A 20,455-nucleotide genomic window follows, 5' to 3' on the forward strand; every position below is an offset into this window, starting at 1 on the left:
GGGCGGGCGCTGTCAGTGTTCCGCACGCCTTTGTGCGGGACGTCTTGTGCGGTGCGGTCAGACCATCAGCGCGCGGTCCGTGGGGCGGATCGGCGCCGGCAGTTCGCTCGCGCCCGTGAGGGCACGGTCCACCCCGCGCGCCGCCGAGCGGCCCTCCGCGATCGCCCACACGATGAGCGACTGGCCGCGGCCCGCGTCACCGGCGACGAACACACCGGGCACGTTGGTCTGGTAGTCGTCGTCGCGGGCGATGTTGCCGCGCTCGTCGAGCTCCAGGCCGAACTGCTCGACCAGGCCGTTCTCCCGGTCGGTGCCGGTGAAGCCCATGGCGAGGGTGACCAGCTGAGCGGGGATCTTGCGCTCCGTGCCCGGCTTCGGGGTCAGCCGGCCGTCGATGAACTCCACCTCGGTGAGGTGCAGCCACTGGACGTTGCCGTCCTCGTCGCCCTCGAAGTGCGTCGTCGACACCGAGTAGACCCGCTCGCCGCCCTCCTCGTGGGCCGAGGTGACCTTGTAGAGCATCGGGAAGGTCGGCCAGGGCTGGTTGACCGGGTGCCGGTCGTCGTTCGGGCGGGGCATGATCTCCAGCTGCGTGACGGAGGCCGCGCCCTGGCGGTGGGCCGTACCGACGCAGTCCGCGCCGGTGTCGCCGCCGCCGATGACCACGACGTGCTTGCCCTCGGCCGAGATGGGGGGCGCCACGAAGTCGCCTTCCTGCACCTTGTTGGCCAGCGGCAGGTACTCCATGGCCTGGTAGATGCCCTTGAGCTCGCGGCCCGGCACCGACAGGTCACGGGCCGTGGTCGCGCCGACGGCCAGGACGATGGCGTCGTACCGCTTCTTCAGGTCCGTCGCCTTCAGGTCGCGGCCGATCTCGATGCCCGTGCGGAAGCGGGTGCCCTCCGCGCGCATCTGCTCGATACGGCGGTTGATGTGCCGCTTCTCCATCTTGAACTCGGGGATGCCGTACCGGAGGAGGCCTCCGATGCGGTCCGCGCGCTCGTAGACGGCGACCGTGTGACCGGCCCGGGTCAGCTGCTGGGCGGCGGCCAGGCCGGCCGGGCCCGAGCCGACGACCGCGACGGTCTTGCCGGACAGGCGCTCCGGGATCTGCGGGGCGACGTCCCCGGTCTCCCACGCCTTGTCGATGATCGAGACCTCGACGTTCTTGATGGTGACCGGCGGCTGGTTGATGCCGAGCACACACGCCGACTCACACGGAGCGGGGCACAGACGGCCCGTGAACTCCGGGAAGTTGTTCGTCGCGTGCAGGCGCTCCGAGGCGGCGGCCCAGTCCTCGCGGTAGGCGTAGTCGTTCCACTCGGGGATCAGGTTCCCCAGCGGGCAGCCGTTGTGGCAGAACGGGATGCCGCAGTCCATGCACCGGCTGGCCTGCTTGCTGATGATGGGCAGCAGGGAGCCGGGGACGTAGACCTCGTTCCAGTCCCTGACGCGCTCCTCGACGGGGCGGGACTTGGCGACCTCGCGCCCGTGGTTCAGGAAGCCCTTCGGGTCAGCCATTGATCGCCGCCTCCATCATCTTCTCGTGGGTCTCGGTCTCGGAGAGACCGGCTCGCTCGGCGGCGTCCTTGGCGGCGAGCACTGCCTTGTACGTGCTGGGGATGATCCTGCTGAAGCGCTCGACGGCGGTGTCCCACTCGGCCAGGAGCTTCTCGGCGACGGTCGAGCCCGTCTCCTCCTGGTGGCGGCGGACCACGTCGTGCAGCCACTGCTTGTCGGTGTCGTCCAGCGCCTCGACCGCGTCCAGGTTGCCGACGTTGACGTTGTCGGGGTCCAGGTCGATGACGTACGCGATACCGCCGGACATACCGGCCGCGAAGTTGCGGCCCGTCTCGCCGAGCACGACCGCGTGACCACCGGTCATGTACTCGCAGCCGTGGTCGCCCACGCCCTCGGAGACGACCGTCGCACCGGAGTTTCGGACGCAGAACCGCTCGCCGACCTTGCCGCGCAGGAACATCTCGCCGCCGGTGGCGCCGTAGCCGATGGTGTTGCCGGCGATGACGCTGTACTCGGCGAGGTGGTCGGCCGCGCGGTCCGGGCGGACCACGATCCGGCCGCCGGAGAGGCCCTTGCCGACGTAGTCGTTGGCGTCGCCCTCCAGGCGCAGCGTGACACCGCGCGGCACGAACGCGCCGAAGGACTGGCCGGCGGAGCCGGTGAAGGTGATGTCGATGGTGTCGTCGGGCAGGCCCGCGCCACCGAACTTCTTCGTCACCTCGTGGCCGAGCATGGTGCCGACCGTGCGGTTGATGTTGCGGATCTGCACCTGGGCGCGGACCGGCTGGGCCTCGGTGGCGTCCGAGGCGGACAGGGCGTCCGCGGCCAGCTTGATGAGCTGGTTGTCGAGCGCCTTCTCCAGGCCGTGGTCCTGGGCGATCAGCTGGTGGCGGACCGCGCCCTCGGGCAGCTCGGGCACGTGGAACAGCGGCTCCAGGTCCAGGCCCTGCGCCTTCCAGTGGTCGACCGCGCGGGTGACGTCGAGGGTCTCGGCGTGGCCGACGGCCTCCTCGATGGAGCGGAAGCCCAGCTCGGCGAGGATCTCGCGGACCTCTTCGGCGATGTACGTGAAGAAGTTCACGACGTACTCGGCCTTGCCGTTGTACCGCTCGCGCAGCACCGGGTTCTGCGTGGCGATGCCGACCGGGCAGGTGTCCAGGTGGCAGACGCGCATCATGACGCAGCCGGAGACGACGAGCGGCGCGGTCGCGAAACCGAACTCCTCGGCGCCGAGCAGCGCGGCGATGACCACGTCGCGGCCGGTCTTGAGCTGGCCGTCGGTCTGCACGACGATGCGGTCGCGCAGGCCGTTGAGCAGCAGCGTCTGCTGGGTCTCGGCGAGGCCGAGTTCCCAGGGACCGCCCGCGTGCTTCAGCGAGGTGAGCGGCGAGGCGCCCGTACCGCCGTCGTGGCCGGAGATGAGGACGACGTCCGCGTGCGCCTTGGAGACACCCGCGGCGACCGTGCCGACGCCGACCTCGGAGACCAGCTTGACGTGAATCCGCGCCTGCGGGTTCGCGTTCTTCAGGTCGTGGATCAGCTGGGCCAGGTCCTCGATGGAGTAGATGTCGTGGTGCGGGGGCGGCGAGATGAGGCCGACGCCCGGCGTCGAGTGCCGCGTCTTGGCGACCCACGGGTAGACCTTGTGGCCGGGGAGCTGGCCGCCCTCGCCGGGCTTGGCGCCCTGGGCCATCTTGATCTGGATGTCGTCGGAGTTGACCAGGTACTCGGAGGTCACACCGAAGCGGCCGGAGGCGACCTGCTTGATGGACGACCGGCGGGCCGGGTCGTACAGGCGCTCCGGGTCCTCGCCGCCCTCACCGGTGTTGGACTTGCCGCCCAGCTGGTTCATGGCGATGGCGAGGGTCTCGTGCGCCTCCTGCGAGATGGAGCCGTACGACATGGCGCCCGTCGAGAACCGCTTGACGATCTCGGAGACCGGCTCGACCTCGTCGACCGGGATGGGCTTCCGGTCGGACTTGAAGCCGAACAGGCCGCGCAGCGTCATCAGCCGCTCGGACTGCTCGTTCACGCGCTCGGTGTACTTCTTGAAGATGTCGTAGCGGCCGGAGCGCGTGGAGTGCTGGAGGCGGAAGACCGTCTCCGGGTCGAACAGGTGCGGCTCGCCCTCGCGGCGCCACTGGTACTCGCCGCCTATGTCCAGCGCGCGGTGCGCCGGGGCGATGCCGGAGGCCGGGTAGGCCTTGGCGTGGCGGGCGGCGACCTCCTTGGCGATGACGTCGATACCGACGCCGCCGATCTTGGTGGCCGTGCCGTTGAAGTACTTCCCGACGAAGGTCTCGTCGAGACCGACGGCCTCGAAGACCTGGGCGCCGCGGTAGGAGGCGACGGTCGAGATGCCCATCTTGGACATGACCTTCAGCACGCCCTTGCCGAGGGCGTAGATGAGGTTGCGGATGGCCTTCTCGGGCTCGATGCCGGGCAGGAAGGTGCCGGCGCGAACCAGGTCCTCGACGGACTCCATCGCCAGGTACGGGTTGACCGCGGCGGCGCCGTAGCCGATGAGCAGGGCGACGTGGTGGACCTCGCGGACGTCGCCGGCCTCGACCAGCAGGCCCACCTGGGTGCGCTGCTTGGTGCGGATGAGGTGGTGGTGGACGGCCGCGGTGAGCAGCAGCGACGGGATCGGCGCGTGCTCGGCGTCCGAGTGACGGTCCGACAGGACGATCAGCCGGGCGCCGTTCTCTATCGCGGCGTCGGCCTCGGCGCAGATCTCCTCGATCCGCGCGGCCAGCGCGTCACCGCCGCCGTGCACCCGGTACAGGCCGGACAGCGTCGCGGCCTTGAAGCCGGGCATGTCGCCGTCGGCGTTGATGTGGATGAGCTTGGCCAGCTCGTCGTTGTCGATGACCGGGAAGGGCAGCACGACGCTGCGGCAGGAGGCCGCGCTCGGGTCGAGCAGATTGCCCTGCGGGCCCAGCGAGGAGCGCAGCGAGGTGACGAGCTCCTCGCGGATGGCGTCCAGCGGCGGGTTGGTGACCTGCGCGAACAGCTGGGTGAAGTAGTCGAAGAGCAGGCGCGGGCGGTCCGACAGCGCGGCGATCGGCGAGTCGGTGCCCATCGAGCCGATGGGCTCGGCACCGGCCTTGGCCATCGGCGCGAGGATGACGCGCAGCTCCTCCTCGGTGTACCCGAAGGTCTGCTGGCGGCGGGTGACCGAGGCGTGGGTGTGGACGATGTGCTCGCGCTCGGGCAGGTCGGAGAGCTCGATCTCGCCGGCCTCCAGCCACTCCGTGTACGGCTCCTCGGCGGCGAGCTGGGCCTTGATCTCGTCGTCCTCGATGATGCGGTGCTCGGCGGTGTCCACGAGGAACATGCGGCCGGGCTGGAGGCGGCCCTTGCGGACGACCTTGGCCGGGTCGATGTCCAGGACGCCGACCTCGGAGCCGAGGACGACGAGGCCGTCGTCGGTGACCCAGTAGCGGCCGGGGCGCAGGCCGTTGCGGTCGAGGACGGCGCCGACCTGCTTGCCGTCGGTGAAGGTGACACAGGCCGGGCCGTCCCAGGGCTCCATCAGGTTGGAGTGGAACTGGTAGAAGGCGCGCCGGCTGGGGTCCATGGAGTCGTGGTTCTCCCACGCCTCCGGGATCATCATCAGCACGGAGTGCGGCAGCGAACGGCCGCCCAGGTGCAGCAGCTCCAGGACCTCGTCGAAGGAGGCGGAGTCGGAGGCGTCCGGCGTGCAGATCGGGAAGATGCGGTCGATCTTCTCCTGGTCGCCGAACAGGTCGGAGACGAGCTGGGACTCGCGGGCCGCCATCCAGTTTCGGTTGCCCTTGACCGTGTTGATCTCGCCGTTGTGGGCGACGAAGCGATACGGGTGGGCCAGCGGCCAGCTCGGGAAGGTGTTGGTGGAGAACCGGGAGTGCACGAGCGCGATCGCGGAGGCGAAGCGGCGGTCGGACAGGTCCGGGAAGAAGGGCTCGAGCTGGCCGGTGGTCAGCATGCCCTTGTAGACGATCGTCCGCGCGGACAGCGACGGGAAGTAGACGCCGGCCTCACGCTCGGCGCGCTTGCGCAGCGCGAACACCCTGCGGTCCAGGGCGACGCCCTGGGACACCCCGTCGCTGACGAAGATCTGGCGGAAGACCGGCATGGTCGACCGGGCGGTGGCACCCAGCAGCTGGGGCGCGACCGGGACCTCGCGCCAGCCGAGGACGGTCAGGCCCTCGTCGGCCGCGATCGTCTCGATCTGCGAGACGGCCTCGGCGGCGGAGTCCTCCGGCAGGAAGGCGGTGCCGACGGCGTAGGCACCGGCCTCGGGCAGTTCGAATCCGGCCACGTCACGGAAGAAGGCGTCCGGGACCTGCGACAGGATGCCGGCGCCGTCACCGGAGTCGGGCTCGGAGCCGGTGGCACCGCGGTGTTCGAGGTTGCGCAGGACGGTCAGAGCCTGCTCGACCAGGGTGTGGGACGCCTCGCCGGTGAGGGTGGCGACGAAGCCGACGCCACAGGCGTCGTGCTCGTTGCGGGGGTCGTACATACCCTGCGCAGCAGGGCGAGCATCCATGAAGGACCAGTTCTGGCCATTCGCGGAATGCTGGGACGGCTGGCGCGGCGTACGCATCGGCTCTCCCGTCGTCGTCATGTGGCATATGCAAAGTGCCGAGGGACGACGTTGGCCCTCGCGTGATCGCAAAATTTCGTGCAGGTTACATGATGGAGCGGTTCTCGGGAACCGGGATAATCCGTTCCAACATGCGGACACCGGCGGCTGGCGGCGGGGGTACCGCACCGACGGTGGAAGCTATGGGGGGCCAGCACGGAACGACCGGGTGAGATCGATGCCCGTCGGGCCCGGGGGCGGGACGGGCGTCTTCACCCACCTCGCTGATCGCGCCCACGGGCCTCATTGCCCGCAGCGCTTACGGCTCATGCCCGGTGATTGCGCGTTCGAAACCAGCAAGTAACGGCTACTTATACGGCCCAACGCATAGGTCCGAGCCGAACTATCCTACGGCCGTCCCGAACAAGGTGCCCAGGGCGTACGTCACACCGGCCGCCGCACCTCCCAGGAAGAGCTGCCGCAGGCCGCTGTACCACCAGGTGCGTGCCGTCACCCTGGCCACCACCGCGCCGCACAGGAAGAGCCCGAGCAGCGCCAGCAGCACGGCCGGCAGGAGGCTGCTCGCACCCAGCAGATACGGCAGGACGGGGATCAGCGCACCCAGCGCGAAGGAGCCGAAGCTCGACACCGCGGCCACGGTGGGCGAGGGCAGATCGCCGGGGTCGATGCCCAGCTCCTCGCGGGCGTGGATCTCCAGCGCCTGCTCGGGGTCCTTCGACAGCTGCCGGGCGACCTCACTGGCCAGCCGCGGCTCGACCCCTCTCGCCCGGTAGAGCGCGGCGAGCTCGGCCTCCTCGTCCTGCGGGTGCTTGCGCAGCTCGCGCCGCTCCACGTCCAGCTCGGCCTCGACGAGCTCGCGCTGGGACGCGACGGAGGTGTACTCACCGGCGGCCATGGAGAAGGCACCGGCGGCCAGGCCCGCGAGTCCGCTCAGGACGACGGTGTGCTGGCTGACCGAGCCGCCCGCGACACCGGTCATCAGGGCCAGGTTGGAGACGAGGCCGTCCATCGCACCGAACACCGCGGGACGCAGCCAGCCGCCGTTCACGTCCCGGTGGGTGTGGTTGTCCCGGTGCGCCTCGTGCAGCGCCGCCTCGGTCTCGATGATGGCCATGAAAAATCCCCGATCCTCTCGCCGAACAAGCCACTTTGGACAAGTTCCAGATTTTTACAGCAACCAAAGTACGCCGTGAATTCCAGCGCCGCCAGCAAGGAAAGGCTGGGCTAACCTGCGGTTTTACCGTTCAGCGCTCACTTGATGACGATCTTGCACAGATGTCGACCGGGTGATGCTGTGGCCGCTGAGGCTCGGGGCGGTCGCCGGAGTGGGACACATCCCGTATGGCACCGATCGCCTGCATTCCCTCAGCCCCGGCGCCCGGGGACGCCGCCGAACTCCGCGCACGGGCACGCGGCGCACTGCTGGGCCTGGCCGTCGGTGACGCGCTCGGGGCCCCGGCCGAGAACATGAAGCCCTCGGAGATCCGCGCGCGGTGGGGCCGCATCACCGGCTACGTCGCCGAGCACCCCGCCGGAACGGACGACACCGAGTACGCGATCTTCTCGGGCCTCCTCCTGACCCGGCACGGCTCGGCACTCACCCCCGCACACGTGGAGGCGGCCTGGCACGAATGGATCGCCGACCGCGACGAGGGCCCGTTCCGCGGCGCCGGCTTCAGCGAACGCGGCACGCTCGAGAACCTCCGCCGGGGTCTGGCGGCCCCCATCTCCGCCCAGCACCGGCACGCCTGGAGCGACGGCCTGGCCATGCGCGCGGCCCCCTTCGGGGTGTTCGCGCCCGGCCGCCCGGCGGAGGCGGCCCGGCTGGTGGCGATCGACGGCTCGGTGAGCCATGACGGCGAGGGCATCTACGGCGGCCAGGCGGTGGCCGCGGGCGTGGCGGCGGCGATGGCGGGCGCCCAGCCGATCGCGGTCGTGGCCGCCGCCCTCGCGGTCGTGCCCGACGACTCCTGGACGGCCCGCTGCCTGCGCCGCGCGGTGGCGGTGGCCCACCGCGGCGAACGCGCGGTCCGCTCCGCGGTCGTCATCGGCGGCTACCCCTGGACCGACCTGGCCCCCGAGGCGGTCGCCCTCGCCTTCGGCGCGTACGCGGCGGCCGACGGCGACTTCGAGCAGTCCGTCCTGACGGCGGTGAACATGGGCCGCGACGCGGACACGACGGCGGCGGTCGCGGGTGCCCTGGCGGGCGCGACCCGGGGAGTCTCGGCGATTCCGCAGGCCTGGACGACCCCCATCGGCCCGGTCCGCGGCCGGTGCCTGCCGGCGATGGCGGGTTACCACGTCCTGGACGTGGCGGACCTGCTGACGCCGGCGGCAACCACCTGTGCACTGGCAGCGGACGGGGAGAGGGAGGTACCCGCATGACCCCGCTGGCACCCGCAGCCGCCGACGGCGAAGGCGCCCCACGGGAGACCAGGACCCCTCCGGTGACAGTTACGGGCGGTGCGCGGGTGGGAGACAAAAAGGCCGAAGGCCTCCTGCTCGGACTCGCCGCGGGCGACGCCGCCGGCTGGCCCGCCGCCCGCCACAGAGCCGCCCGCATGCCCGACTGGACCCGCCGCCTCACCCGCGAACTGGACACCTTCGCCGAACACAACGCCACGACCACCCTCCCCGTCCCCATCGCCCTGAACCAGCCCCCGGAACCCCTCCGCCTGGGCCCCTCGGACGACGCCGAGTGGGCCGCCTTCTCCGCGGAGGCCCTCCTGCGCGCGGGCGACGACACCGTCCTGAACGACCTCAGCCGAGAACGCCGCATCCGCGCCGCGATCGACCTCACCTGGAACGCCCTCGCCTGCGAGGTGGCCGCCGCAGCGGACCGCGCCTCCGAGATCGAATCCGCCGTCCTCCCTCTACGCGCCCGCATCTCCGTCCGCGCCGGCCTCGGCAACCTCGCCACCGGCCTGCGCCCGCCCGCCACCGGCCACGACAACCCGCACTACTTCGACGACGCCGCCTGCGTACGCGCGTGCGTCCTGGCCGTGGCCCACCCCGGCGACCCCCGCCGCGCCGCCGGCCTCGCCGAGTTCGACGCCCGCTACACCCAGGACGGCGACGGCGTACACGGCGCCCGCGCCATGGCGGCGGCGCTCGCCCTCGCCCTGGCCGGCGCGAACGTCGACGCCTGCGTCACGGCGGCGCTCGCCGAACTCCCCGAGGAGACGGAGATCGGCCGCAACGCCCGGCACGCGCTGCACCTCGCCGCCGTCGCGGACAGCGCCTTCGCCCTGGTCCCGCCCCTGGAACACCAGATCGTCGACCACGTCTACAGCTACGGCATCGCCGCCGCCGAAACGGTACCGGTCGCCCTCGCCCTGGCCACCGCCGCCCGCGGCCGCATCGCGGAGGCGATCCCCGCCGCGGCCTGCCTGTCCCGCGTCGCGGACTCCGCCCCGGCCCTGGCGGGTGCCCTGACCGGCGCGCTGGGCGGCGGCGCCTCGATCCCCGCCTCCTGGCGGGAGACCTGCCGCACGCTCTCCGGCTGCGCCCTTCCCCGCCTCACCGGCACGGACCTCGTGGAACTCGCCGAACTGCTGGAAGCCGCACAACCGGCATGCCCCGGTGGATGATGCGGCCATGAAGCCCAAACCACACCAAAACGCCACACTGGACGAACGGATCACCGGAGCCCTGGTCGGAGCCGCCGTCGGCGACGCCCTCGGCGGCCCCGTCGAGGGCTACTCGCCCGAGCAGATCCTGGAACGCCACGGCGGCCGCGTGCACGGCATCGTCGGCCCCTGGCACGGCGACGACTGGCGCACCGCCCGCCCCCTCGCCCCGTACCACAAGGGCGACGGCCACGTCACCGACGACACCTTGATGACGCACGCCCTGATCCGCGTCTACGCCCGGGTCCGCGACCACCTCGACGCCTACGCGATCGCCGGCCACCTCGTCCCCGACCTCATGACCGAGCCACGCTGGATCCCGGAACTGGAGACCGAGGCACTCCCCCTGCACCGCGTCTTCCTGGCGGAGAAATGGCTGGTGACGAGGATCCATTACGGCCATGCCGACCCGCGAGAGGCCGGCAGCGGCAACATCGTCAACTGCGGTGCGGCGATGTACATGTCCCCGGTCGGCCTGGTCAACGCCGCCAACCCGCGGGCGGCCTACGCCGAAGCCCTCGACATCGCCGGCGCGCACCAGTCGTCGTACGGCCGTGAGGCGGCGGGCGTCCTGGCGGCGGCGGTCGCGGCGGCGTGCACCCCGGGAGCCACCCCGGACTCGGTCGTCTCGGCCTGCCTGTCCCTGGCGAAGGACGGCACGCGCACCGCCATCGAGCGGGTCTGCGAGGAGGCCTCCCGCCACACGGACTTCGAGTCCGCACTGGGTCCCCTGCGCGAGGCGGTCGCCCCCTACGACACGGTCGGCCCCGACTACCGCGCCCCCTCCCTCGGCGCCCGCCGCCCCTCCCGCCTCCACACGATCGAGGAACTCCCCGTAGCCCTGGGCATGTTGCTCGTGGCCCAGGGCGACTACCGGCACGCGGTCCTGGGCGCCGTGAACTACGGCCGCGACTGCGACTCCATCGCCACGATGGCCGGCGCCCTGGCCGGCGCACTCGGTTCGCCCATCCCCCAGGACTGGGCCAAGACGGTCGCGGAGGCCAGCCGCCTGGACCTCTGGGAACCGGCCGTGACCCTCACGGCCGTAACCCGCGAGGTCTTCTCCCGGGACACCGCCCGCCGCCGCACCCACGAACAGGCCTTCGCATCCCTCGGAGGCCCGGAATGCTCCGCCTGACCTGGGTCCAGCCGGAGGACCTGCTCGGCCACGAACTCCGCCAGGCAGCCCAGGACGGCCGCGAGCCGAAAGCGATCGCGGCCCGCTGGAGAGCAGCAGGCGGCCCGGACGCCCCCCTCACAGCAGGCGCGTCCCCGTCCCCGGCCTCCCGCTACCTACGCCAACTGGCAGAAGACCTCCTGGACGAACTGGCAGACCTCCCGAGCAGGTTGTCGGACGACGAACCGACGGACCTGGGGAAGATCAGGTCAGCTTGCCCCGAGTGGCCGCCGTCTGCGGGCAGTCGTGCCGCTGGGGCGGCACCCGTCCCAAAGAAGGGCGGCACCCCGCCAGCGCGGGTGAGCGCCGCAACCCGGACCCCAGCCACACCCGACCAGCACCTGGAATCCGCATGGCTGGGCCGAGCCGCCGGCTGCCTCCTGGGCAAACCAGTAGAGAAACTCCCCCTCGATGCCATCCGCCAACTGGCCAACTCCACCGGCAACTGGCCCCTCACCACCTACTTCACAGCCCGGGGCGTCCCCGAAGACCTCCTCCAGAAGCACCCCTGGAACCGCCGCTCGGCGAAAGCCTCCCTCGCCGAGAACATCGACGGCATGCCCGAGGACGACGACCTCAACTACCCCCTCCTCAACCTCCTCGTCCTCCACCGCCACGGCAAGTCCTTCACCACCACGGACGTGGCCCGCACCTGGCTCGACGAACTCCCCGCCGGCCGCACCTTCACCGCCGAACGCATCGCCTACCGCAACCTCCTCACCGGCCTGGAACCCCCGCACACCGCCCGCCACCGCAACCCGTTCCGCGAATGGATCGGGGCCCTGATCCGCGCCGACGTCCACGGCTGGACCAACCCCGGCGACCCGGCCGCCGCCGCGGAACAGGCCCACCGCGACGCCACCCTCACCCACACCGCCAACGGCGCCTACGCGGCGATGTTCACGGCGGCCACCATCGCGACCGCCGCGACAGGCGAACACGACGTCCACACCTGCCTGCGCACCGGCCTCACCGTCGTCCCGCCACGCTCCCGCCTCACCCAAGCCGTCCACCACGCCATCGAACTGGCCCGGGAGCACGACGACTTCGACACGGTCGTCGACGGACTGCACGCCACCCACGCCCCCACCCACCACTGGGTGCACGCCGTCCCCAACACCGCCCTGATCGCCGCCGCCCTCACCCACGCGAACGGCGACTTCTCCGGCTCGATCTGCCGCGCGGTGAGCGGCGGCTGGGACACCGACTCCAACGGCGCGACCGCCGGCAGCATCGCCGGCCTGCTGGCCAAAGACCCCGCGGCCCTCCCCGACCGATGGACGGCCCCCCTGAAGAACCGCCTGTCCACCTCCATCGGCGACTTCAACGGCATCGGCTTCGACACCCTCGCCCACCTCACACACCGGGAGACCCACCGCTCATGACCGCTCCCCTCACCGGCCTCCGCGTCCTGGACCTCGCCACCCTCTTCGCCGGCCCGCTCGCCGCCACCCTGCTCGGCGACTTCGGCGCGGAGGTCGTCAAGGTCGAGCACCCGTCGAAACCGGACCCGTCCCGCGGCCACGGCCCGTCGAAGGACGGCGTGGGCCTGTGGTGGAAGATGCTCGGCCGCAACAAGCGCACCATCACCCTCGACCTGTCGAAGCCCGGCGGCCGCAGCACCCTCCTGCGCCTCGCCGCCGGCGCCGACGTGATCATCGAGAACTTCCGCCCCGGCACCCTGGAGAAATGGGACCTGGGCTGGCCGGAGCTGTCGGCCGCCAACCCCCGCCTGGTCCTGGCCCGCGTCACCGGCTTCGGCCAGTTCGGCCCCTATGCCCACCGCCCCGGCTTCGGCACCCTCGCCGAGGCGATGAGCGGCTTCGCCGCGATCACCGGCGAACCGGACGCGCCCCCGACGCTCCCGCCGTTCGGCCTGGCCGACTCCATCGCGGGCCTGACGACGGCGTACGCGGTGATGACGGCGCTCGCCGCCCGCGACCGCACCGGCGAGGGCCAGGTCGTCGACATGGCCCTGATCGAACCGATCCTGGCCGCGCTCGGACCCCAGCCCCTCTGGTACGACCAGCTCGGCCACGTCCAGCCCCGCACCGGCAACCGCTCCCCCAACAACGCCCCACGCGGCGTCTACCGCACCGCGGACGGCACCTGGGTCGCGGTCTCGACGTCGGCCCAGTCGGTCGCGGAACGCGTGATGCACCTGGTGGGCCGGCCGGAACTGATCGACGAGCCGTGGTTCGCCACGGGCGCCGACCGCGCCCGCCACGCCGACGTCCTGGACGAGGCGGTCGGCTCCTGGATCGCCGCACGCACCCGCACGGACGTCCTGGCGGCCTTCGAGAAGGCCGAGGCGGCGGTGGCCCCGGTCCAGGACGTCCGCGACGTGATGGCGGACCCGCAGTACCAGGCCCTGAACACCATCACCACCGTCGACGACCCGGAGCTGGGCCCCCTGCGCATGCAGAACGTCCTCTTCCGGCTCTCCGCCACGCCCGGCGCGATCCGCTGGGCCGGCCGCCCGCACGGCGCCGACACCGACGAGGTCCTCACCGAACTGGGCCTCACCCCGGCCGACCTCACGGCGCTGCGCGCGGAGGGCGCCCTGTGACGGCGTTCCCACTCACCTGGCTCTACGCCCCGGGCGACCGCCCGCCCGTGGTGGCCAAGGCCCTCACCTCCGGCGCCGACATCGTCGTCGTCGACCTGGAGGACGCGGTCGCCCCCGACCGGAAGGCGTACGCCCGGGCCGCCACCGCCGAGTTGCTCGCCGAGCTGCCGCCGGTCCCGGTGCACGTCCGCGTCAACGCCCTGGACAGCCCCTGGGCCGGGCAGGACCTCGCCGCCGTGTCCCCGGCTCCCGGCCTCTGCGCCCTGCGGCTCCCCAAGATCACCTCGCCCGCCGAGATCGTCCGGATCGCACAGCACGCCGTCCCCGCAGGGCTGCCTCTGTACGCCCTCCTGGAGACGGCCCTCGGCGTGGAACAGGCTTACGCCGTCGCCACGGCCCACCCGTCCCTGCGGGGCATCGCGCTCGGGGAGGCGGATCTACGGGCCGACCTGGGCGTACGGCACGACGCGGGGCTCGACTGGTCCCGCTCCCGGGTGATCGTGGCCGCCCGGGCCGCGGGCCTGCCCCCGCCGGCGCAGTCGGTCCACCCGGACGTCCACGACCTGGAAGGGCTGGCCGCCTCCTGTGCCCATGGCCGCACCCTGGGCTTCCTGGGCCGGACCGCGATCCACCCCCGCCAGCTCCCGGTCATCGAGCGGGCCTTCCTCCCCACCGAGGAGGAGATCGAGCAAGCGGAGACGATCGTCAAGGCGGCGGCCGCGGACCCGGGCGCCCAGGCCCTCCCGGACGGCCGTTTCATCGACACGGCGGTGGTGACGGCGGCCCAGCGCACCCTGTCCCTGGCACGCCGCCGTTAGACGCACCGAGGGGTGCCCGGACAACTCCGGGCACCCCTCGACGTCGTGCGGCTGATCGTCAGCTTTTCTTCGCCGACCCGGCCTCGTCATTGGCCTCGTCGGCCTGGGACTCTTCTTCCTTGGCCTCGTCTTCCTTGCCCTCGCCGGCGGACGCGTCGTCACCGTCGGCCTCACCGCCGGAGGCACCAGGCTCCACCACGGCTTCCCGGCCCGGCCGCTTCTTCGACGACACCACGAGGTAGGTGACCGCGAGCAGGAACACGATCATCGCGGTCCACACGTTGAGCCGGAGACCCAGGATGTGGTGGGCGTCGTCGACACGCATGTACTCGATCCACGCCCGGCCCGCGCAGTACGCGGCGACGTACAGCGCGAACGCCCGGCCGTGTCCCAGCCGGAAGCGGCGGTCCGCCCAGATGACCAGGACTGCGACGCCGATGCACCACAGCGACTCGTACAGGAACGTCGGGTGGTACGTGCCCGGCACCCGCCCGTCCGCGGAGGACGTGATCTCCAGGGCCCAGGGCAGGTCGGTGGGCTTGCCGTACAGCTCCTGGTTGAACCAGTTGCCCCAGCGGCCGATCGCCTGGGCGAGGGCGATGCCCGGCGCGACGGCGTCGGCGTACGCCGGCATCGGGATGCCCCGGCGCCGGCAGCCGATCCAGGCGCCCAGCGCGCCCAGCGCGATCGCGCCCCAGATGCCGAGACCGCCCTCCCAGATCTTGAAGGCGTTCACCCAGTCACGGCCCTCGCTGAAGTACAGCTCGTAGTCCGTGATCACGTGGTAGAGCCGGCCGCCGACCAGACCGAACGGCACGGCCCAGACAGCGATGTCGGCCACCGTGCCGGTCCGCCCGCCCCGGGCGATCCAGCGCTTGTTGCCGAGCCAGACGGCAACGAAGACGCCGATGATGATGCAGAACGCGTAGCCGCGCAGCGGAATGGGGCCGAGGTACAGCACCCCGCGTGACGGGCTGGGAATGAAGGCAAGTTCCATGGCAGGGTCGACGCTACCGTGCCGGACCGGGGCCGCGGCAGGCAGCCCGGCTACGGGTCCATAACGGGAGCGTGAGAAAAGCCTTTACCCCTTGTTCTGCTCCTGCACCATCTGCTTCAGCTTCGCCGGGGTCATCGCCCGGTCCTGGTAGATGTTCTCGCCGTCGAACAGCACGGTCGGCGTGCCGGAGAAGCCGCCCTTGTTGAAGGCCTGGTGGGACTTGGCGACCCAGCCGTTGTGCTTGCCGTCCTCGACGCACTTGCGGAAGGCGGGGGTGTCCAGGCCGTCGACCTTGCCGGCCAGCTCGATCAGCTTGTCGTTCCTGGCGTAGGCGTCGTCGACCTCTTGGGGCTGGTTGTCGAAGAGCACGTCGTGGTACGCGGGGAACTTCCCGGCGTCCTGGGCGCAGGCCGCGGCGTTGGCCGCGTTGCGGGAGCCGCTGCCGCCCATGTTTCCGTCGATGAGGGTGACCAGGTGGTACTCGGTCTTCAACTGGCCGGCGTCCGTCAGTTCGTGGATCACCGGCCGGTACGCCGTCTCGAAGGACTTGCAGGCCGGGCAGCGGAAGTCCTCCCAGACCGTAAGCGTGGACTTGGCGCTGTCCTTGCCGACCGGGATCGCCAGGCCGTCCTTGCCCTGTGCTCCCGAGGGGGCCACGACCGGGCCCGAGGCCTCGCTGTCGTCCTTGCCGGCGTTGGCCGCGACGACGCCGATCACCGCCGCGAGACCCAGGACGGCGACGACGGCCCCGCCCACGATCAACGCGCGCCGGCGCTTCTCAGCGGACTTCTGCTTCTCACGCTCGACCGCCATCTTCTCCCGGGCGGTGCGCTTTCCCTCACGGTTCTTCTCGCTCACACCCCGGAAACGAACCGGGGAGGCGCACCGCGCCTCCCCGGCCCCAGGTCCACCCGTACGAGGGACCTGTATGACTTCCGGCTTTCCTACTCCTGTCGGCGCACGCCCTTCGCGAGGTCACCCGCGAGCGAGCGCACGGCCTCGACACCGGCCGCGTCGTCCGGGGCGTCCAGCATGGCCTTGACGAAGGCGGAGCCGACGATCACGCCGTCGGCGAAGCCGGCGACCTCGGCGGCCTGGGCGGCGTTGGAGACGCCGAGCCCGACGCAGACCGGCAGGTCCGTGCCGCTGGCCCGGGTGCGTGCCACCAGGTCCTCGGCCTGCGAGCTGACCGACGCGCGGGTGCCGGTGACGCCCATGAGGGAAGCGGCGTAGACGAAGCCGCTGCCCGCCGCGGTGATCTGCGCGAGCCGCTGGTCCTTGCTGCTGGGGGCGACGACGAAGACGGTGGCGAGGCCGTGCTTCTCGGCGTGCTCCCTCCACAGCGCCGACTCCTGCACGGGCAGGTCGGGCAGGATGCACCCGGCGCCGCCCGCCTCGGCGAGCTCGGCGGTGAACCGCTCGACGCCGTAGCGGTCGATGGGGTTCCAGTACGTCATGACGAGCACCGGCTTGCCGGTGGCCGCGTGGGCCTCGCGGACCGTGCGCATCACGTCGGCGATCTTCACGCCGCCGCGCAGGGCGATGTCGTCGGCGGTCTGGATGACGGGCCCGTCGAGGACGGGGTCGCTGTGCGGCAGACCGACCTCGACGACGTCGGCGCCGCCGTCCAGGACGGCCTTGATCGCCTCGATGCCGCCGTCCACGGTCGGGAACCCGGCCGGGAGGTAGGCGATGAGGGCGGCCCGGCCCTCGGACTTCGCCGCGGCGAGGGTGTCGCTCAGCAGCTGAATGTTCCCGCTCACTTGGCGTCCCCCTCGATCTCTGCGGTGTCGGTGTCGGCGTCGGCGGCGACCTCGGCGTCGGTGTCGTAGAGGCCGAAGTAGCGGGCGGCGGTGTCCATGTCCTTGTCGCCGCGCCCGGACAGGTTGACCACGATCAGCCCGTCCTCGCCGAGCTCCCTGCCGACCTCCAGGGCGCCGGCCAGCGCGTGGGCGCTCTCGATGGCCGGGATGATGCCCTCGGTGCGGGACAGCAGGCGCAGGGCCTGCATGGCCGCGTCGTCCGTGACCGCGCGGTACTCACCGCGGCCGGAGTCCTTGAGGTAGGAGTGCTCGGGGCCGATGCCCGGGTAGTCCAGACCGGCCGAGATCGAGTACGGCTCGGTGATCTGGCCCTCGTCGTCCTGGAGGACGTACGACCGGGAGCCGTGCAGGATGCCGGGCTCTCCGGCGGTCAGGGTCGCCGCGTGCTCGCCGGTGTCGACGCCGTGGCCTGCCGGCTCGCAGCCGATGAGGCGTACGTCCGGGTCCGGGATGAAGGCGTGGAAGAGGCCGATGGCGTTGGAGCCGCCGCCGACGCAGGCGACGGCCGCGTCGGGGAGCTGGCCCGCGCGCTCCAGGAGCTGGCGGCGGGTCTCCACGCCGATGACCCGGTGGAAGTCGCGGACCATGGCAGGGAAGGGGTGGGGACCGGCCACCGTGCCGAAGAGGTAGTGCGTGTGCTCGACGTTGGCGACCCAGTCGCGGAACGCCTCGTTGATCGCGTCCTTCAGCGTGCGGCTGCCGGACTTCACGGCGATGACCTCGGCGCCGAGCATGCGCATCCGCGCGACGTTGAGGGCCTGCCGCTGCGTGTCGATCTCGCCCATGTAGATGGTGCACTCGAGGCCGAAGAGCGCGCAGGCCGTGGCCGTGGCGACGCCGTGCTGGCCGGCGCCCGTCTCGGCGATGACGCGGGTCTTGCCCATGCGCTTGGTGAGCAGGGCCTGGCCGAGGACGTTGTTGATCTTGTGGGAGCCGGTGTGGTTGAGGTCTTCCCGCTTGAGGAAGATCCGGGCGCCACCGGCGTGCTCGGCGAACCGGGGCACCTCCGTCAGCGCCGACGGGCGGCCGGTGTAGTTGACCAGGAGGTCGTCGAGTTCCTTGGCGAACTCCGGGTCGTGCTTGGCCTTGTCGTACTCGACGGCCACCTCGTCGACTGCGGCGACGAGGGCCTCCGGGATGAACTTGCCGCCGAATGTCCCGAAGTAGCCTTCGGGGTTGGGCGTTTGACCCTCGGGGTCGGGGATGAAGAACTGACTGGGCATGCGAATACCTCACGGTGAGTGTGTTGGATGCACTAGTCGCCGTGGGGGCGGGGATCGACTGTTGACCGCGGGCCGTCAGTGGCTGGTCGCGCAGTTCCCCGCGCCCCTTACGGGGCGCTGTTGCCATCGCATGCCGTTGACCTGGCCCGGCTCGTCACCGATGACGTAGCGGACGCGGCGGCCGTGTACGCGGCGCGCGGGCGCACGGCAGCCGCGGGGGCGGCAGCCGCGCGCGAGGCGGGCGTACCGGTCCACGGTCGTCATGGTGAGGTTCATCGGGGCCAAGCCTAGCGGGGGATCAGCCCCGGCCGTGCCGGAGTGCGGGGTGTTCGCCTGCCGCCACCAGGTCGGAGACCGCCGTCTTGGGGTCCTTGCCGGTGACGAGGGACTCGCCCACCAGGACCGCGTCGGCGCCGGCGTTGGCGTAGGCGATGAGGTCGTGCGGGCCGCGGACGCCGGACTCGGCGATCTTGATGATGTGGTCGGGGATCTCGGGTGCCACGCGCTCGAAGGTGCCGCGGTCGACCTCGAGGGTCTTGAGGTTGCGCGCGTTGACGCCGATCACGCGTGCGCCGGCGTCGACCGCGCGCTCGACCTCGTCCTCGTCGTGCACCTCGACGAGCGGCGTGAGCCCGATGGACTCGGCGCGCTCGATCAGGGACTCCAGGGCGGGCTGGTCGAGAGCGGCGACGATCAGCAGGACGACGTCGGCGCCGTAGGCCCGGGCCTCCCAGAGCTGGTACGACGTGACGATGAAGTCCTTGCGCAGGACCGGGATGTCCACGCGGGCGCGGACCGCCTCGAGGTCGGCGAGCGAGCCGCCGAAGCGCCGCTGTTCGGTGAGGACGGAGATGACGGCCGCGCCGCCCGCCTCGTAGTCCGCGGCGAGTCCGGCCGGGTCGGCGATCGCGGCCAGCGCGCCCTTGGACGGGCTGGAGCGCTTGACCTCGCAGATGACCTTGACGCCGTCGCCGCGCAGTGCGGCCGCGCCGTCCTTGGCGGCGGGAGCCTTCGCCGCGCGCTCCTTGAGCTCGTCGAGGCTGACGCGCGCCTGCCGCTCCGCGAGGTCGGCACGGACTCCGTCGATGATCTCGTCGAGCACACTCACGCGAGCGGCCCCCTTCCAGACTCTTGACAGTTCCAGCGACCGATCGAAAACCGATGGTCACTGCGATGGTATCCGCAGCGGGGCGTAGGCCTCGCATCCGGTTGACGCCGGTCCCACTACCTGGACATCCGCCAGTTGATCAAGGATGGAGCCAGCCACCGAAGGGCAGGTTCCGGACGACCGTGAAGACCAGCAGCAACGCGCCGAGGCTCCACACCAGCCCCGGGCGGGGGTCGATCCGCAGCGGGCGCCCGCGCACCGCGTGGACCACCCAGACGGTCCACAGCACGGCGAAGGCCAGATAGCCGAGGACGGCGAGCGCGTTGGCGTGCAGTGCCGCCGGGAGGTCGCCGTGGACGAAGGCGTGCGCACTGCGCAGTCCGCCGCAGCCGGGGCAGTACAGGCCCGTGTAGTGCAGCAGCGGGCAGACGGGGTAGTGGCCGGGTTCGTTGGGGTCGACCGCGCCCACGTAGGCGAAGGCCGCGGTGACGGCCGCGAGCACCCCGGCGGGGACGGCCAGGCGGCCCGGGACGCTGGGCGTCGCCCTTCGGCTGTCGGCGTTCACGGCAGCCATTGTGCCCCGCACGCGCGTGAGGGGCGGTCCCGGCACCCGAGTGCCGGCCGCCCCTGACGCGACAACGCGGTGTTCCGCGGGGATCAGCCCTCGGCGCGCGCCGGCTCGCGGTCGCCCGTGGTCCGGTGCGGCTGGTGCAGTTCCTTCGGCTGTCCGAGACCCATCGCGCGCATGACGGCGCCGACGACGCCGCCGAGCAGCACGACCACCATGCCGGCCCAGAAGCCCGCCGGCTGGTCCATCACCATGAACGCGCCCGCGACGCAGAAACCGATGAAGGCGATCGTGACACCGGTCCAGGCGGCCGGGGTGTGACCGTGGCTGCTGCCCGCCATTGCTTGCTCCTCGTTGCTGTGTGCGTGTCTGAGCAGGACGCTCGGGCCCATTGTCCCGCACGTGCGCGGGGGCGGTGAGCGGGGGTGCTCCTG

At 71.7% G+C, this 20,455-nt stretch carries 17 protein-coding genes; 6 read left to right on the top strand and 11 right to left on the bottom strand.

The window, feature by feature from the left end:
- Positions 1-57: 57 nt before the first annotated feature.
- From CP976_RS11745 to CP976_RS11755, 3 genes are all read right to left on the bottom strand, one after another.
- Positions 58-1,521, bottom strand: a complete 1,464-nt coding sequence (locus CP976_RS11745; RefSeq protein ID WP_150480307.1) for a glutamate synthase subunit beta — start codon at positions 1,519-1,521, stop codon at positions 58-60.
- Positions 1,514-6,109 carry a glutamate synthase large subunit gene (gltB, locus tag CP976_RS11750; RefSeq protein WP_150485313.1) on the bottom strand — a complete coding sequence of 1,532 codons (4,596 nt, stop codon included), beginning with the start codon at positions 6,107-6,109 and terminating at the stop codon, positions 1,514-1,516. The genes CP976_RS11745 and gltB overlap by 8 nt, the downstream gene beginning before the upstream one ends.
- Before the next feature lie 382 nt (positions 6,110-6,491).
- Entirely contained in the window at positions 6,492-7,223 is a 732-nt protein-coding gene (locus CP976_RS11755) for a VIT1/CCC1 transporter family protein (RefSeq protein WP_086849404.1), read from the bottom strand.
- Positions 7,224-7,450: 227 nt separating this feature from the next.
- Between CP976_RS11755 and CP976_RS11760 the strand changes: the two genes are divergently transcribed.
- The 6 genes from CP976_RS11760 to CP976_RS11785 are packed head-to-tail and all read left to right on the top strand — an operon-like array spanning position 7,451 to position 14,302.
- Positions 7,451-8,494 (top strand): ADP-ribosylglycohydrolase family protein, encoded by a 1,044-nt coding sequence (locus CP976_RS11760; protein WP_150480308.1) that lies wholly within the window; start codon positions 7,451-7,453, stop codon positions 8,492-8,494.
- Entirely contained in the window at positions 8,491-9,699 is a 1,209-nt protein-coding gene (locus CP976_RS11765) for an ADP-ribosylglycohydrolase family protein (RefSeq protein WP_229875817.1), read from the top strand. Before CP976_RS11760 ends, CP976_RS11765 begins: the two co-directional genes overlap by 4 nt.
- A gap of 7 nt (positions 9,700-9,706) precedes the next feature.
- Entirely contained in the window at positions 9,707-10,876 is a 1,170-nt protein-coding gene (locus CP976_RS11770; RefSeq protein WP_150480309.1) for an ADP-ribosylglycohydrolase family protein, read from the top strand.
- The gene (locus CP976_RS11775; RefSeq protein ID WP_150480310.1) at positions 10,864-12,300 is read left to right on the top strand and encodes an ADP-ribosylglycohydrolase family protein; all 1,437 of its coding nucleotides are present in this window, start codon (positions 10,864-10,866) and stop codon (positions 12,298-12,300) included. Before CP976_RS11770 ends, CP976_RS11775 begins: the two co-directional genes overlap by 13 nt.
- The gene (locus CP976_RS11780; RefSeq protein WP_150480311.1) at positions 12,297-13,484 is read left to right on the top strand and encodes a CaiB/BaiF CoA transferase family protein; all 1,188 of its coding nucleotides are present in this window, start codon (positions 12,297-12,299) and stop codon (positions 13,482-13,484) included. The genes CP976_RS11775 and CP976_RS11780 overlap by 4 nt, the downstream gene beginning before the upstream one ends.
- Complete coding sequence (locus tag CP976_RS11785; RefSeq protein WP_150480312.1) at positions 13,481-14,302, top strand: HpcH/HpaI aldolase/citrate lyase family protein; 822 nt, start codon at positions 13,481-13,483, stop codon at positions 14,300-14,302. Before CP976_RS11780 ends, CP976_RS11785 begins: the two co-directional genes overlap by 4 nt.
- A 58-nt stretch (positions 14,303-14,360) precedes the next feature.
- On the opposite strand, the gene lgt is transcribed toward CP976_RS11785, so the two are convergent.
- From lgt to CP976_RS11825, 8 genes are all read right to left on the bottom strand, one after another.
- Positions 14,361-15,299 carry a prolipoprotein diacylglyceryl transferase gene (gene lgt, locus CP976_RS11790; RefSeq protein ID WP_150480313.1) on the bottom strand — a complete coding sequence of 313 codons (939 nt, stop codon included), beginning with the start codon at positions 15,297-15,299 and terminating at the stop codon, positions 14,361-14,363.
- A gap of 84 nt (positions 15,300-15,383) precedes the next feature.
- Positions 15,384-16,157, bottom strand: coding sequence for a DsbA family protein (locus CP976_RS11795; RefSeq protein ID WP_150480314.1), 774 nt, complete (start codon positions 16,155-16,157; stop codon positions 15,384-15,386).
- Positions 16,158-16,243: 86 nt separating this feature from the next.
- Entirely contained in the window at positions 16,244-17,062 is an 819-nt protein-coding gene (gene trpA / locus CP976_RS11800; protein WP_150480315.1) for a tryptophan synthase subunit alpha, read from the bottom strand.
- Positions 17,059-18,345 carry a tryptophan synthase subunit beta gene (gene trpB, locus CP976_RS11805; protein ID WP_150480316.1) on the bottom strand — a complete coding sequence of 429 codons (1,287 nt, stop codon included), beginning with the start codon at positions 18,343-18,345 and terminating at the stop codon, positions 17,059-17,061. The genes trpA and trpB overlap by 4 nt, the downstream gene beginning before the upstream one ends.
- 75 nt (positions 18,346-18,420) lie before the next feature.
- Positions 18,421-18,621, bottom strand: a complete 201-nt coding sequence (gene trpM / locus CP976_RS11810) for a tryptophan biosynthesis modulator TrpM (RefSeq protein ID WP_150480317.1) — start codon at positions 18,619-18,621, stop codon at positions 18,421-18,423.
- A gap of 22 nt (positions 18,622-18,643) precedes the next feature.
- Entirely contained in the window at positions 18,644-19,453 is an 810-nt protein-coding gene (gene trpC / locus CP976_RS11815; RefSeq protein WP_037668094.1) for an indole-3-glycerol phosphate synthase TrpC, read from the bottom strand.
- 139 nt (positions 19,454-19,592) lie between these two features.
- Positions 19,593-20,027: a DUF2752 domain-containing protein gene (locus CP976_RS11820; RefSeq protein ID WP_150480318.1), complete on the bottom strand. Its 435-nt coding sequence runs from the start codon at positions 20,025-20,027 to the stop codon at positions 19,593-19,595.
- An 83-nt stretch (positions 20,028-20,110) separates the two neighbouring features.
- Entirely contained in the window at positions 20,111-20,362 is a 252-nt protein-coding gene (locus CP976_RS11825; protein ID WP_150480319.1) for an HGxxPAAW family protein, read from the bottom strand.
- Positions 20,363-20,455: the final 93 nt, after the last annotated feature.

The sequence above is a fragment of the Streptomyces coeruleorubidus genome (genome assembly GCF_008705135.1).
GTDB lineage: Bacteria > Actinomycetota > Actinomycetes > Streptomycetales > Streptomycetaceae > Streptomyces > Streptomyces coeruleofuscus.

Bases quoted from the DNA above. Each gene is read 5' to 3' on its own strand.
- CP976_RS11745 (WP_150480307.1), bottom strand. From the start codon at position 1,521: ATGGCTGACCCGAAGGGCTTCCTGAACCACGGGCGCGAGGTCGCCAAG.
- gltB (WP_150485313.1), bottom strand. From the start codon at position 6,109: ATGCGTACGCCGCGCCAGCCGTCCCAGCATTCCGCGAATGGCCAGAAC.
- CP976_RS11755 (WP_086849404.1), bottom strand. From the start codon at position 7,223: ATGGCCATCATCGAGACCGAGGCGGCGCTGCACGAGGCGCACCGGGAC.
- CP976_RS11760 (WP_150480308.1), top strand. From the start codon at position 7,451: ATGGCACCGATCGCCTGCATTCCCTCAGCCCCGGCGCCCGGGGACGCC.
- CP976_RS11765 (WP_229875817.1), top strand. From the start codon at position 8,491: ATGACCCCGCTGGCACCCGCAGCCGCCGACGGCGAAGGCGCCCCACGG.
- CP976_RS11770 (WP_150480309.1), top strand. From the start codon at position 9,707: ATGAAGCCCAAACCACACCAAAACGCCACACTGGACGAACGGATCACC.
- CP976_RS11775 (WP_150480310.1), top strand. From the start codon at position 10,864: ATGCTCCGCCTGACCTGGGTCCAGCCGGAGGACCTGCTCGGCCACGAA.
- CP976_RS11780 (WP_150480311.1), top strand. From the start codon at position 12,297: ATGACCGCTCCCCTCACCGGCCTCCGCGTCCTGGACCTCGCCACCCTC.
- lgt (WP_150480313.1), bottom strand. From the start codon at position 15,299: ATGGAACTTGCCTTCATTCCCAGCCCGTCACGCGGGGTGCTGTACCTC.
- trpB (WP_150480316.1), bottom strand. From the start codon at position 18,345: ATGCCCAGTCAGTTCTTCATCCCCGACCCCGAGGGTCAAACGCCCAAC.
- trpM (WP_150480317.1), bottom strand. From the start codon at position 18,621: ATGAACCTCACCATGACGACCGTGGACCGGTACGCCCGCCTCGCGCGC.
- CP976_RS11820 (WP_150480318.1), bottom strand. From the start codon at position 20,027: ATGGCTGCCGTGAACGCCGACAGCCGAAGGGCGACGCCCAGCGTCCCG.
- CP976_RS11825 (WP_150480319.1), bottom strand. From the start codon at position 20,362: ATGGCGGGCAGCAGCCACGGTCACACCCCGGCCGCCTGGACCGGTGTC.